The organism is Curtobacterium sp. MCSS17_011, from assembly GCF_003224275.1.
Lineage (GTDB): Bacteria > Actinomycetota > Actinomycetes > Actinomycetales > Microbacteriaceae > Curtobacterium.
Genome location: NZ_QKLE01000003.1, coordinates 194,813 through 208,118, shown reverse-complemented (window position 1 = coordinate 208,118; position 13,306 = coordinate 194,813). Strand labels below are relative to the sequence as shown.

11 protein-coding genes are annotated in these 13,306 nt (G+C 70.3%); 10 read left to right on the top strand and 1 reads right to left on the bottom strand.

From position 1 onward, the window contains the following. Positions 1–96 precede the first annotated feature (96 nt). The 6 genes from DEJ17_RS03570 to DEJ17_RS03545 all read left to right on the top strand — a co-directional run bounded on the left by DEJ17_RS03570 (position 97) and on the right by DEJ17_RS03545 (position 7,770). A complete protein-coding gene (locus tag DEJ17_RS03570) occupies positions 97–1,839 on the top strand; it encodes an ABC transporter substrate-binding protein (protein ID WP_258366638.1) in 1,743 nt (580 codons plus the stop codon). Continuing rightward, entirely contained in the window at positions 1,836–2,816 is a 981-nt protein-coding gene (locus DEJ17_RS03565) for an ABC transporter permease (protein WP_017886395.1), read from the top strand. Before DEJ17_RS03570 ends, DEJ17_RS03565 begins: the two co-directional genes overlap by 4 nt. 120 nt (positions 2,817–2,936) lie before the next feature. After that, positions 2,937–3,878 carry an ABC transporter permease gene (locus tag DEJ17_RS03560; protein ID WP_110892102.1) on the top strand — a complete coding sequence of 314 codons (942 nt, stop codon included), beginning with the start codon at positions 2,937–2,939 and terminating at the stop codon, positions 3,876–3,878. After that, positions 3,875–5,680, top strand: coding sequence for an ABC transporter ATP-binding protein (locus DEJ17_RS03555; RefSeq protein ID WP_110892101.1), 1,806 nt, complete (start codon positions 3,875–3,877; stop codon positions 5,678–5,680). Before DEJ17_RS03560 ends, DEJ17_RS03555 begins: the two co-directional genes overlap by 4 nt. After that, the gene (locus DEJ17_RS03550; RefSeq protein ID WP_110892100.1) at positions 5,677–6,549 is read left to right on the top strand and encodes an alpha/beta fold hydrolase; all 873 of its coding nucleotides are present in this window, start codon (positions 5,677–5,679) and stop codon (positions 6,547–6,549) included. The genes DEJ17_RS03555 and DEJ17_RS03550 overlap by 4 nt, the downstream gene beginning before the upstream one ends. A gap of 24 nt (positions 6,550–6,573) precedes the next feature. Then, a complete protein-coding gene (locus DEJ17_RS03545; protein ID WP_110892099.1) occupies positions 6,574–7,770 on the top strand; it encodes a glycoside hydrolase family 1 protein in 1,197 nt (398 codons plus the stop codon). A 121-nt stretch (positions 7,771–7,891) separates the two neighbouring features. On the opposite strand, the gene DEJ17_RS03540 is transcribed toward DEJ17_RS03545, so the two are convergent. Further along, the gene (locus DEJ17_RS03540; RefSeq protein ID WP_146239606.1) at positions 7,892–9,079 is read right to left on the bottom strand and encodes an ankyrin repeat domain-containing protein; all 1,188 of its coding nucleotides are present in this window, start codon (positions 9,077–9,079) and stop codon (positions 7,892–7,894) included. Positions 9,080–9,233: 154 nt separating this feature from the next. On the opposite strand from DEJ17_RS03540, the gene DEJ17_RS03535 reads away from it, so the two are divergent. Genes DEJ17_RS03535 through DEJ17_RS03520 form a run of 4 tightly spaced genes read left to right on the top strand, consistent with a single transcriptional unit; the run spans position 9,234 to position 13,268 of the window. Beyond that, complete coding sequence (locus DEJ17_RS03535) at positions 9,234–9,854, top strand: acyltransferase (RefSeq protein ID WP_110892097.1); 621 nt, start codon at positions 9,234–9,236, stop codon at positions 9,852–9,854. Further along, positions 9,851–10,951 carry a DegT/DnrJ/EryC1/StrS aminotransferase family protein gene (locus tag DEJ17_RS03530; protein WP_110892096.1) on the top strand — a complete coding sequence of 367 codons (1,101 nt, stop codon included), beginning with the start codon at positions 9,851–9,853 and terminating at the stop codon, positions 10,949–10,951. The genes DEJ17_RS03535 and DEJ17_RS03530 overlap by 4 nt, the downstream gene beginning before the upstream one ends. After that, positions 10,948–11,964, top strand: coding sequence for a Gfo/Idh/MocA family protein (locus DEJ17_RS03525; RefSeq protein ID WP_110892095.1), 1,017 nt, complete (start codon positions 10,948–10,950; stop codon positions 11,962–11,964). Before DEJ17_RS03530 ends, DEJ17_RS03525 begins: the two co-directional genes overlap by 4 nt. Further along, entirely contained in the window at positions 11,961–13,268 is a 1,308-nt protein-coding gene (locus DEJ17_RS03520; RefSeq protein WP_110892094.1) for a nucleotide sugar dehydrogenase, read from the top strand. The genes DEJ17_RS03525 and DEJ17_RS03520 overlap by 4 nt, the downstream gene beginning before the upstream one ends. Positions 13,269–13,306 lie beyond the last annotated feature (38 nt).

Here is a 13,306-nt window from a genome sequence, read left to right as displayed (position 1 = left end):
CCGTGCCGCCCCGCGAAACAACACCCGCGGTTGCACGCGGCGATGTAAGCGCATACATTGAGCACGTACCGAATCGACATGGAGGTCGACCGAGCAATGACGCTTCCCCCACAGCGCACGCGCGGCACGCGCGACCCAGGCCCCCGTCGACGGGGCCGCCTCGTCGCGGCCATCGCCGGCCTCGCCGCAGTGGCCCTCGTGGCCACCGGCTGCAGCATCCAGGTCCGCTCCGAGCCCGATCCCACGATCGGCAAGGACACGATGCTCATCAACGCGGACCGCGGCAACCCGCTGTTCGACCGCAACTTCAACCCGTACATCGCGAACGCCCGCACGGCCTCCAAGTGGATGTACGAGCCCCTCATCGAGGTGAACCCCCTCGACGGCAAGCGCAACCCGTGGCTCGCCAGCGCGTGGAGCCAGCCCGACGCGAAGACCATCGACATGACGATCCGCTCGGGTGTCGAGTGGTCCGACGGTTCGCCGTTCAGCGCGGAGGACGTCGTCTTCACCTTCGACCTGCTCAAGAAGTTCCCCGCCATGGACGTCAAGGGCGCCTGGCAGCACATCAAGAGCATCGAGCAGGACGGGGACCACGTCGTCTTCCACCTCAAGAGCGACGACGTCCCGAGCCTGACGATCATCGGGCAGACGTACATCCTCGGCGAGGACCACTGGGGCGGCGTGGAGGACCCGACGACGTGGCGCGACCCGGACCCGGTCGGCACCGGTCCGTTCACCCTCGGCAACTACACCGACCAGCAGTACTCGATGAACAAGAACCCGACGTACTGGCAGGCCGACAAGATCGCCATCAAGCACCTCATCCTGCCGGCGACGAACACGCAGCTCGACACCGTCACCCGCGGCTACGACTGGGCGTACTCGTTCATCTCCGACGTCAAGGGCACCTGGGGCGCCGCGTCGAAGACGAACCAGTGGTGGTTCCCGGCCGGCGGTGTGATCGGCCTCATCCCGAACCTCACGAAGGCGCCGTACAACGACGTCAACGTCCGCCGTGGGATCTCGCTCGCGCTGGACCGTGACGCCATCGCCGAGACCGCGTCCGAGGGCAACCTGGCGGCAGCGGGCCAGACCGGCCTGATCCTGCCGAACCAGGAGCGTTACCTCAACCCGGACATCCCCGACCAGGGCATGATCACGCAGGACACGAAGGCGGCCATCGCCAGCCTCGAGAAGTCCGGCTACACCGTGCAGGGCGGCAAGGTCGTCAAGGACGGCAAGCAGCTCGCGATCACGATCATGACCGCGAACGGCTACTCCGACTGGCTCCGCGCCGCCCAGGAGGTCCGCCGCGAACTCACCGCCATCGGCATCAAGGTGACGATCCAGGCGCCGCAGCCCGCGGGCTACCAGCAGAACATCAACAACGGCACGTTCGACATGGCGATGGGCGGCATGGGCAACGGTGACGTCTACCAGGCGTTCAACTCCCTGCTCAGCAGCGAGTTCTACCAGCCCGTGGGCAAGTCGACCGTCAACAACTACGAGCGGTACAAGAACGCCGACACCCAGAAGCTCCTCGACGAGTACAAGGCGACGACGGACACCGCGAAGCAGCAGGAGATCCTCGACCAGCTGCAGCAGACCGTCTACGACGAGCTCCCCGTCATCGGCATGTACTACGGCGGACTCTGGGGCCTGTTCAACACCGGCAAGTTCGTCGGATGGCCGAGCGCGAAGGACCCCTACATGGCACCGCAGAACTACGACTCGGCACCGCTGCTCATCTTCACCAAGCTCCGGCTCCGCGACAGCGCCGCCGGCAAGCAGATCCTGCAGGAGCAGAACGGCAAGCAGCAGGAGGACCAGAAGTGAAGTACATCCTCCAGAAACTCGTCCTCTTCGTCCTGACCCTCTGGGCCGCGGTCACGCTGAACTTCGTGCTCCCGCGCCTGATGCCCGGCAGCCCGGCCGACGCCGCACTCGCGAAGCTCAGCCAGAACGGTCCGGTCACCGACGCCACCAAGAAGGCGATCGAGGCCCAGCTCGGGGTGCCGACCGGCAATCTCTGGGACCAGTACGTCAGCTACCTGCACCAGGTCATCACCCTCGACTTCGGCACGAGCTACACGTTCTACCCGCAGCCCGTCGGCGACCTCGTGTCGAAGGCCCTGCCCTACACGCTGATCCTCGTCGGGGTCGTCACGATCCTGGCGTTCGTCCTCGGCACCCTGATCGGTGTGGCGGCGGCGTGGAAGCGCGGCACCTGGCTCGACTCCCTGCCGACGCTGAGCGGCTCCTTCATGTCGACGTTCCCATACTTCTGGACCGCCCTGCTGCTGCTGTTCTTCCTCGGCTACGTGCTGCACTGGTTCCCGACCACAGGTGCCTACTCGGCCACGACGACGCCGGGCCTGAACGGTGCGTTCTTCGGCGACGCCCTGCAGCACGCGGTGCTGCCGGCCGTCACGATCCTGGTGACGAGCCTCGGCGGCTGGATCATCGGCATGCGCAACGCGATGATCAACACCCTCGGTGACGACTACGTGACCTTCGCCGAGGCCAACGGCCTCCGCGGGCGCACCGTCGCCATCCGCTACGCGGCCCGCAACGCGATCCTGCCGAACCTGACCGGCTTCGGTCTGGCGCTCGGTGGCGTGGTCGGCGGCTCGGTGCTGGTCGAGCAGGTGTTCGGCTACCCGGGCATCGGCTACCTGCTGTTCAACGCCGTCATCGGCCAGGACTACCCGCTCATGCAGGCCCTCTTCCTGATGATCACCGTGTCGGTGCTCATCGCCAACTTCATCGTGGACGTCATGTACGGCGTCCTGGACCCGAGGACGCGCCGATGACCAACAACATCACGAAGGCGGCGTGCTGCGCCCACATCAAGCACCCGGGGGCACGTCGATGACCAACAACATCACGAAGGCGGCGTGCTGCGCCCACATCAAGCACCCGGGGGCACGTCGATGACCAACAACGCAACCATCGCCGTGCGAACGCAAGACACGGAAGAACAAGCAGCTCCGTCCAAGTGGCGCGCCGCGGCCCGCCAGTTCGGCGTCGTCTGGTCCAACAAGAAGGCCCGGATCGGCATCATCATCCTCGGCGTCTTCGTGTTCGTGGCGATCTTCGCCCCGCTCCTGGCCCCGTACGGCGCGAGCCAGAACGGCTTCGCTCGCTCCGCGGACGCGACGGCCGACCACTGGATGGGCACCACCGCCGCAGGCGAGGACGTCCTGTCCCAGATCATCTACGGCGCCCGGATCTCCGTCATGGTCGGCGCGGTCGCGGGCATCCTGTCCACGCTCGTCGCCGTCGCGATCGGCCTCAGCTGGGGCTACGTCCGCGGCTGGATCGCCGAGGTCATCGGGTTCATCGTGAACCTGTTCCTCGTCATCCCGGGTCTGCCCCTGATGATCGTCATCGCCGCCTACCTGCAGAACGGCGGCATCGCGGTGATCATCGCGGTCATCGTCGTGACCGGTTGGGCATGGGGTGCTCGCGTGCTCCGCTCGCAGACGCAGTCGCTGCGCGGCCGGGACTTCGTCACCGCCGCCCAGTTCTCCGGTGACGGCGCGACCCGCATCGTGTTCCGCGAGATCCTGCCGAACATGACGTCCCTGATCGTCGGCAGCTTCTTCGGGGCGGCCACCAGTGCCATCCTCGCCGAGGCGGGCCTCGAGTTCCTCGGACTCGGCGACTCGTCGATCGTCAGCTGGGGCACGATCCTGTACTGGGCGCAGAACTCGAACGCGCTCCTCACCGGGCAGTGGATCCTGCTCTTCGCGCCGGGTCTCTGCATCGCGCTGCTCGCGATGAGCCTCACCCTGATCAACTTCGGCGTCGACGCCGTGTCCAACCCGCGGCTGCGCGACGGCGCACGGCCCCGTAAGGAGAAGCGCGCATGAGCGGCTTGCCAGAAACGCACCCGGCAGACGGCCTGGAGGCGCCCACCTGCGCCGCCACGGGCCTCCAGTCCGACGCTCGTCACGACCAAGGCGACGCGTCCGTCCTGCTCGATGTCCGCGATCTGTCGGTCGTCTACGAGTCAGCCGGCCAGAGCGCCGTCCAGGCCGTCGACCACGTGTCGTTCCAGCTGCAGAAGGGCGAGTTCGTCGGCCTGGTCGGCGAGTCCGGTTCCGGCAAGTCGACGCTCGGGTACGCGCTGACCCGGCTGCAGAAGCCGCCGGCTCGAACGAACGGCGGCAGCATCGTCTTCGCGGGCAAGGACATCCGCGACCTCGACGACGAAGCCCTGCGCCAGCAGCGCCAGGGCGGCTTCGCCATGGTGCTGCAGTCCGGCATGAACGCGCTCAACCCGGTGCGCACCATCCGGAACCACTTCATCGACGTCTTCAAGGCGCACGGCCACGTGTCGCGCGACCGTTGGGACGCCCGGATGAAGGAGCTCATCGAGAAGGTGAAGCTGCCGACCTCGATGCTCGCCCGGTTCCCGGGGGAGCTCTCCGGCGGCATGCGGCAGCGCGTCTCCATCGCCCTGGCGCTCTCGCTCGAGCCGCAGCTCATGGTGTTCGACGAGCCGACGACGGCGCTCGACGTGCTCGTGCAGCACGCCGTGATGGACACGATCATCGAGCTGCAGCGCACCGAGGGCTTCACGGCGATCCTGATCAGCCACGACCTCGGCATCGTCCTCGAGGCCACCGAGCGCGTCCTCGTCATGCACGAGGGCCGGATCGTCGAGGACGGCGGCTCCCGCGAGATCCTCCGCGACCCGCAGGATGAGTACACGCAGATGCTCCTGTCGCACTACGCCGACCCCCGCGCCGAGGTGGTGTCGCTGCCGGGCTTCCCGGACCGCTCGCTCCGCGCCGAGGCCGGCGAGAAGCGGCAGGAGACGACCTCGTCGTTCAGCACCGTCGGGTCCCGCGAGCGCAGTGCCGCCCGCAACCCGATCGTCGTCGACCACATCGTCAAGACCTACCCGGCGCCCCGCCGTGGTGAGCAGCCGGTGCAGGCCGTGCGCGACGTGTCGTTCACCCTCGAGCCCGGGCAGTCGCTCGCCCTGGTCGGCCAGTCCGGTTCAGGCAAGTCGACCATCGCGAAGCTGCTCACCGGCGTCGAGAAGCCGACCACCGGCACGGTCCGCTTCGGTGACCTCGACGTCGCCCGCCTCGGCAAGCGCGGCCTGCGGGGCCTGCGCTCCGAGGTCCAGATGGTGTTCCAGGACCCGTACTCGGCGCTCAACCCGCTGCACACGGTCGAGTACACGCTGTCCCGGCCGATCGCGAACTACACCGGGCTGACCGGCCGCGATGCCCGGCGCCGGGTGCTCGAGCTGCTCGAGACGGTGGGGCTCACCCCGGTCGAGCAGTTCGCGCAGAAGCTCCCGCACCAGCTCTCCGGCGGGCAGCGGCAGCGCGTGGTGATCGCCCGGGCGCTCGCGAGCGACCCGCAGGTGATCATCGCCGACGAGCCGGTGTCGATGCTCGACGTCACGCTTCGTGCCGGTGTGCTCGCACTGCTCGAGGACCTCCGCGAGCAGTGGGGCGTCTCGCTCCTCTACATCACGCACGACCTGCTGAGTGCGCGGCTCATCACGGACGACATCATGGTGCTCCACGAGGGCGCCGTGGTCGAACGGGGTCACACGGCCCAGGTGCTGCAGGATCCGCAGGACCCGTACACGATCGCCCTCCTCGACGCCGTGCCGAACCCGCGGCGCACGCTCGTGGAAGGACGACCATGACCACCCTGCACGACTTCCCGACGGTCCCGCCGTTCGGACACCTGCCCACGCCGCACGGCGTCGACGTCGTCGGGATCGACGTCCCGGTCGGGCGGCTCACGGCCTACCGGATCGTGCCCGAGGGGGTGTCGAAGGGCGTCGTGCTCATCGTCCCCGGCTACACCGGCTCGAAGGAGGACTGGCGGACCTTCCTGCCCGTCCTGCGCGACGCCGGGTGGACCGCGGTCGCGATCAGCCGACGTGGTCAGGCCGACTCGGCGGCGCCGACCGAACCCCGCGACCACTCCCTCGACGAAGAAGCCGCCGACGTCGTCCGGGTCGCGCGCCTGCTCGACGACGGCGCCCCCGTGCACCTGGTCGGGCACTCGCTCGGCGGTGTGATCGTCCGGGCCGCCGCGATCCAGGACCCGTCGGCGTTCCGCGACGTCGTGCAGTTCTGCTCCGGGCCGCACGGGTGGCCGTACCGCAAGGTCGCCGAGCTGACGATCCTGCACGACACCGGGGGGAACCTCCGGCAGCTGTTCGACTCGACGAACCCGCTCTGGGCGTACCGCCCCGACGAGGAGCTCCCCGACGACGTCCGGATGGTCCGCGACCGCTTCGACGCCACGAGCCCGCTCAGCGTCGTCGCCGGTGGGCACATCCTCGAGGACCACACCGACTCGTCCGCCGAGCTCCGCGCCACCGGGCTCCCGGTCCTCGTCACGCACGGCGAGTGGGACGGCGCCTGGCCGATCCCCTGGCAGCGGCAGATGGCCGAGGACACCGGGGCGTCGTACGAGGTGATCCCGACCAGCTACCACGGCCCCCAGGTCGAGAACCCCCTCGGCACGGTCGCCGTCTTCGACACCTTCTTGTCACAGCACTGACTCGAACAAGCACTGAAAGGCACCATCATCTCCACGCTGCAGTTCCCCGACGGCTTCCTCTGGGGTGCCGCCACCGCCGCCCACCAGATCGAGGGCAACAACGTCAACAGCAACTGGTGGGTGCACGAGCACGAGCCGGACACCACGATCGTCGAGCCCTCGGGTGACGCGGCGGACAGCTACCACCGGTACCGCGAGGACATCCGCATCGCCGCCGAGCTCGGGCTGAACTCGTACCGGTTCAGCATCGAGTGGGCCCGCATCGAGCCCGAGCGCGGGTTCGTCAGCCGTGCCGAGGTCGACCACTACCGCCGCATGGTGGACGCCTGCCACGAGTTCGGCATCGAGCCGATCGTCACGCTCATGCACTTCACCGTGCCCCGCTGGTTCGAGCGCGACGGCTTCTGGCGGGCACCCGACGCCGCCGACCTGTTCGCCCGCTACACCGAGGCCGCGCTCCCGGTGGTGCAGGACGGCGTCCGCTACGTCTGCACGATCAACGAGCCGAACATCGCTGCGATGCTCGCCGGCGGCGAGGACGCCGCGAACCTGGTGGCCTTCGGCCTGCCGAACCCGGACCTGGGTGTCGCCGACGCCCTGCTGGCCAGCCACAGGCGGTCGCGCGAGGTCCTGTCACAGGTGTCGGGCCTCCAGTCCGGGTGGACCATCGCGACGCAGGCCTTCAAGTCGTCCGGCGAGCCCGGGGCGGACGCCATGCTCCGCGAGTACGGGTACCCGCGCGACGACTGGTACCTCGAGCAGGCTGCCGGCGACGACTTCCTCGGCGTGCAGGCCTACACCCGGACGTTCATCGGTCCGGACGGGCCCCTACCCGTGTCGGACGACGTCGAGACGACCCTCACCGGCTGGGAGTTCTACCCCGAGGCCTCGGCCGACGGGCTCCGCAGCGCGTGGGAGCTCTCCGGTGGCGTCCCGCTGATGATCACCGAGAACGGCATCGCCACCGCCGACGACTCCCGTCGCGTCGCCTACACGCAGGATGCCCTCGAGGGCATCCACCGCTGCATCGAGGACGGCATCGAGGTCCTCGGCTACCAGCACTGGTCGCTCCTCGACAACTACGAGTGGGCCTCCGGGTTCCGCCCGACCTTCGGGTTGGTCGCCTGGGACCGGGAGACCTTCGAGCGCACGCCGAAGGACTCCGCCCGCTGGTACGGGCGGATCGCGCAGGCGAACGCCCTCGAGTCGGTCACCGTCTAGGACGGTCGGCCCCGCAGGCGCGCGGCGGACGGGAGGCCCTGCTCTCGTCCGCCGCGCTTCGTCACGTCCGGCACGGGTCAGCCCACGGGCCGTGGTGCCGACTGCGGGCCGCGGGCTGCGCTCAGGCCGAGGCGAGCAGATCGGCGACGGCGGCCTCGCGGAGCAGCTCCGCGCGGTCCGCGGCGGTCGAACCCTCGTCGTCGACGGCGTCCCGGTCGACGTCGAGCGGCAGCACGACCCGGACGGTGTCGAGGTCGCCGGAGTCGACGGCCGCGATCAGCAGCGTCGCGCCTCGTGACCCGCGCGCCCTGGTGTCCGCACCCGCGGCGGCGAGGGCGCGCACGATCGCGGCGTGCCCGCCCCACGCAGCGCGGACGATCGGGGTGTTGCCGTCGCCGTCACGGGCCTCCAGATCGGTACCTGCGGCGACCAGCACGTCGACCGCACGGCGGGCGTCACGGTCGATCGCGAGCGTCAGTGGCGTCCGCCCCTCGGTGTCCTCCAGCTGCAGGGTCGCACCGCGGCGCAGGAGCTCCTCGAGCATCTCGGGGTGGTCGAACCAGGCGGCGGCGTGCAGCGGAGCGAAGCCCCAACGGGGGTCGACGTCGTCGACGTCGCTCGCGTCGTCGGCCAGGTGCAGCCCGCCGAGGTCGCCGTAGGCAGCGGCCCGGACCACCTCGGTCGTCCACTCGACCCAGCCGTCCGGCACCGCGCCGTGCCAACCGCGTGCCGGGCGTGCCTCCAACCCGCTGTAGACGGTCTCGGCGACGCTCCGGATCGACACCCGGACGCCCCGGAACCGGATCGCGACCTCGCCGACGGGGGAGACCAGCAGGCGGAGTTCCCAGGCGTCGTGCTCGTTCAGGTACTCGAGCTCGCCCCGGGCGACGTGCGCATCGCCGGCGAGCAGCGCGGCGGGGTCGACGCCCGGCGGGTCGATGACGGCGTCGCGCAACCGGAGCGACACCCGAGCGTGGTTCCATCGGCGCCACAGGCCACTCGGGGTGTCGAGGACCTCGTCGTTGCGCACCACGACGTCGGCGTGCACGACGACCGGGTCGGGCACGCCGTGGCCAGGAAGGTCGACGGGGGTCGTCACGTCGTCCTCGTCGGCGTCCGGATCGACGACGGCGTCAGCGGACTCCACGACCCACCGTTCGACCCGGGAATCGGTCCACTTGACCGTCAGGAGCGCCGCGATCGTCGGCGGGGCGTCCTCGAGCAGTCGGGTCACGTGTTCGCGCTGGCCGTCGAAGTCCTCGAGGGAGACGTAGCCAACGGACGGCCAGTTCACTCGACTCCATCGCACGCGTCGACACTACCGGCGGATCCCCCGCGTCCGGCGGCTGGACGGGGATCGAAGCCATCGCGAGCGTGATCATCACACTTGATATGTCGTACCAGTATATCGTATGGTGGTCCGGCAGCGGAGGTCCCGCCGCGCCTGATCCGGAAGCGCACCCATGACCCCCAGTCCAACCCTCCCGCAGGCGTTCATCGCCCAGGCCGCCGTCGTGTCACCGTCGGCGGTCGTCGCCCCAGGTGTCCGCATCTGGGACGACACGCACGTCGAAGCGCGGGCGTCCGTCGGCAGCGAGACCCTCGTCGGCCGCGGCGTCACCATCGGGACCGGTGTCCGGGTCGGTGCGCGCTGCAAGATCCAGAACGGTGCGCTGGTCTACGGGCCGGCGGTCGTCGGCGACGGTGTCTTCATCGGCCCCGGCGCCGTCCTGACCAACGACCACACACCCCGGGCGATCAACCCGGACGGCTCCGTGCAGGACGCCGACGACTGGCGCCCGACGGCCGTCGTGGTCGAACACGGTGCATCCATCGGCGCCGGCGCGCTCTGCGTCGCCCCGATCCGCATCGGCCGCTGGGCCATGGTCGCCGCCGGTGCCGTCGTCGTCAACGACGTCCCGGACCACGCCCTCGTCGCCGGAGTCCCCGCGCGGCGCATCGGCTGGGTGAGCCGCACCGGCCGACGGCTGGCGCAGGTCGACGACCACATCCTGGTCTGCACCGAGACCGGCGACCGCTTCCACCACTCCGAGACCACCGACACGATCGAGGCGATCCGATGACCACCACCACACTCGAGCTCATCCCCGCGGCGAAGCCCCTCATCGGCATCGAGGAACGCCGCGCCGTCGATGCCGTCCTCGAAGGTGGTGGGCTCGCGCAGGGTCCCGAGGTCGCGGCCTTCGAGCGCGAGTTCGGCGACGTCCTCGTGGAAGGCGCCGCGGTCACCGCCGTGAACAGCGGTACCGCTGCCCTGCACCTGGCACTGGTCGCCCTCGGCATCGGCCCCGGCGACGAGGTCCTCGTCCCCTCGTTCACCTTCGCCGCCACGGCCAACGCCGTCCGGCTCGTCGGCGCCGACCCGGTCTTCGTGGACATCGACCCCCTGACGTACTGCATCGACCCGGCTGCCGTCCGCGCTGCCGTCACCCCGGCCACCCGCGCCGTCATGCCCGTCCACCTCTACGGGCACCCGGCCGACATGACGGCGATCGCCCGGATCGCCGAGGAGCACGGCCTCCTCGTCGTCGAGGACGCGGCTCAGGCGCACGGTGCGCAGTGGGCCGGGTCGCGCGTCGGCAGCGCGTCGGACGCCGCGGCGTTCAGCCTCTACCCGACCAAGAACATGACCGCGGGCGAAGGGGGCATGGTCTCCACCCGCACGCCGGCGGTCGAGCGCATGCTCCGGCTCCTGCGCAACCAGGGCATGGAACAGCGCTACGCGAACGAGGTCGTCGGGTTCAACGCGCGCATGTCCGACATCCACGCCGCGATCGGGCGGGTCCAGCTCCGCAAGGTGCTCGGCTGGACCGCGCAGCGCCAGGCGAACGCCGCGTACTTCACCCGGGAACTCGACGGCGTCGTCACCCCGACGACGGATCCGCGCGCCGAGCACGTCTTCCACCAGTACGTGGTCCGGGTGCCGTCCGACCGCGACGGGTTCGCGGCAGCACTGCGCTCCGAGTTCGGCATCGGCACCGGGGTCTACTACCCGACGCCCGTGCACCGGCTCCCGTCGTTCGGACACGACCTCGACCTGCCGGAGACCGAGCGCGCGGCCTCCGAAGTGCTCGCTCTGCCCGTGTACCCGACCCTGACGCTCTCCCAGCTCGACCGCGTCGTCCAGGCCGTCAACACCCTCGCCGGGGCCGGGCGATGAGCCGCGCACTGCGGGCCGGCGTCATCGGCCTCGGGATGATGGGCCGGCACCACGCCCGGGTCCTGCGGTCACTCGAGGGGGTCGAACTCGTCGGAGTCGCGGACGCCCTCGGTGACCAGCACGACGTCGCCCAGGGCGTACCCGTCGTCCGGTCCGTCGGCGAGCTCATCGCGCTCGGCCTCGACACGGCGGTCGTCGCCGTCCCCACCGCGCTGCACGAAGCCGTCGGCCTGGAACTCGCCGCAGCCGGGGTGCACGCCCTGATCGAGAAGCCCGTGGCGGTCGACGGTCCCGCTGCCGCGCGCCTCGTGGCCGCCTTCGACCACGCCGGACTCGTCGGTGCGGTGGGCCACATCGAGCGGTACAACCCCGCGTTGCAGGCACTCCGACAGCGGCTCGACGCCGGTGAGCTGGGCGACGTCTACCAGATCGTCACGCGTCGCCAGGGGCCGTTCCCCGCGCGGATCGCCGACGTCGGGGTCGTGAAGGACCTCGCCACCCACGACATCGACTCGACCTCGTGGATCGCCCGCTCGCCCTTCGCGCACATCGGGGCGCTGGCCGGCACCAAGAGCGGTCGCCCGCACGAAGACCTCGTCACCGTCACCGGCCGCCTGGCCGACGGCACCCTCACCTCGCACCTCGTGAACTGGCTCACCCCGTACAAGGAGCGCCTGTTGATCGTCACCGGCGACCGCGGAACGTTCCTCGCCGACACCCTCACCGCCGACCTGACCTTCCACGAGAACGGCACGGTGCAGACGGAGTGGGACCAGGTCGCCGCGTTCCGGGGTGTGTCCGAAGGGGCGAGCACCCGGTTCGCCATCACCAAGCGCGAGCCGCTGCTGGTCGAGCACGAGGCGTTCCGCGACGCCGTGCTCGGTCGGCCGTCGGACATCGTCACACTCCGCGACGGGTTCCGCACGGTGCTCGTCGCCGAGGCGGTCCTCGAGTCCTCGCGGATCCAGCAGACCGTGCGACTCAGCGCGGACGAAGAAGGAGCAGCAGCATGAACGTCGTCGTCGTCGGCCTCGGCAAGATCGGGCTCCCGCTCGCCGTCCAGTACGCGCGCTCCGGTGCCCACGTGACGGGCCTCGACGTCGCGAGCGCGGTGGTCGACGCGGTGAACGCCGCGACCGAGCCGTTCCCCGGTGAGCACGGACTCGCCGACGGACTGCGCGAGGTCGTGCCCGCGGGGCTGCTCCGGGCCACCACGGACGCCGCCACCGCGATCCCCGGGGCCGACGTCGTCGTGGTCGTCGTGCCGCTCTTCGTCGATGCCGAGGGCATCCCCGACTTCGGCTGGATGGACGCCGCCACCGACACGATCGGCGAGCACCTGCGACCCGGCACCCTGGTCGCGTACGAGACGACCCTGCCGGTCGGGACGACCCGCGGTCGCTGGGCGCCCCGGCTCGAGGCCCGCTCCGGACTGGTCGAGGGGCAGGACTTCCACGTCGTGTTCTCGCCCGAGCGCGTCCTGACCGGCCGGGTGTTCGCCGACCTCCGGCGCTACCCGAAGCTCGTCGGTGGTCTCTCCGACTCCGGATCGGCGCGCGGCCGGGCCTTCTACGAAGCGGTGCTGCAGTTCGACGAGCGCGACGACCTCGGTCGGCCCAACGGCGTCTGGGACCTCCGCACCGCCGAGGCCGCCGAACTCGCGAAGCTCGCCGAGACCACGTACCGCGACGTCAACATCGCCCTGGCGAACGAGTTCGCCCGGTTCGCCGAACGGCAGGCCATCGACATCGCCGCCGTCATCGACGCCTGCAACTCCCAGCCGTACAGCCACATCCACCGGCCGGGCATCGCCGTCGGTGGGCACTGCATCCCGGTCTACCCCCGGCTGTACCTCTGGAACGACCCGGAGGCGACCGTCGTCCGCGCTGCTCGTGCTCGGAACGCAGCCATGCCGTCGCATGCGGTCGATCTCCTCGAACGCCTGCACGGTGACCTGCGAGGCCAACGTGTCGTCGTCCTCGGTGCCGCCTACCGTGGCGGCGTGAAGGAGACCGCGTTCTCCGGGGTCTTCGGCACCGTCGACGCGCTCCGGGTCCGTGGCGCAGTCGTGACCGTGTCCGACCCCCTGTACTCGGACGTCGAACTCCGCGGCCTCGGCTTCGATCCCCACGTCGACGGCGAACCGGTGGACGCGGCGGTCGTGCAGGCCGACCACGCCGAGTACGCGACGTGGGACGAGTCCCGGCTCCCCGGCGTCCGCACCGTCGTCGACGGCCGACGCGTCCTGGACGTCGAACGGTGGGCATCCACCACGGTGACCGCGATCGGTGCTCCGCCCGTGGTCCCCGCGGCCTGACGCCGTGCGGTCCTCGCCCCGACGGCGTCTCCCGGCGA

Excerpts from the sequence above, each read along its gene's own strand:
- DEJ17_RS03570 (WP_258366638.1), top strand. The coding sequence starts at position 97 with ATGACGCTTCCCCCACAGCGCACGCGCGGCACGCGCGACCCAGGCCCC.
- DEJ17_RS03560 (WP_110892102.1), top strand. The coding sequence starts at position 2,937 with ATGACCAACAACGCAACCATCGCCGTGCGAACGCAAGACACGGAAGAA.
- DEJ17_RS03555 (WP_110892101.1), top strand. The coding sequence starts at position 3,875 with ATGAGCGGCTTGCCAGAAACGCACCCGGCAGACGGCCTGGAGGCGCCC.
- DEJ17_RS03550 (WP_110892100.1), top strand. The coding sequence starts at position 5,677 with ATGACCACCCTGCACGACTTCCCGACGGTCCCGCCGTTCGGACACCTG.
- DEJ17_RS03535 (WP_110892097.1), top strand. The coding sequence starts at position 9,234 with ATGACCCCCAGTCCAACCCTCCCGCAGGCGTTCATCGCCCAGGCCGCC.
- DEJ17_RS03530 (WP_110892096.1), top strand. The coding sequence starts at position 9,851 with ATGACCACCACCACACTCGAGCTCATCCCCGCGGCGAAGCCCCTCATC.
- DEJ17_RS03525 (WP_110892095.1), top strand. The coding sequence starts at position 10,948 with ATGAGCCGCGCACTGCGGGCCGGCGTCATCGGCCTCGGGATGATGGGC.
- DEJ17_RS03520 (WP_110892094.1), top strand. The coding sequence starts at position 11,961 with ATGAACGTCGTCGTCGTCGGCCTCGGCAAGATCGGGCTCCCGCTCGCC.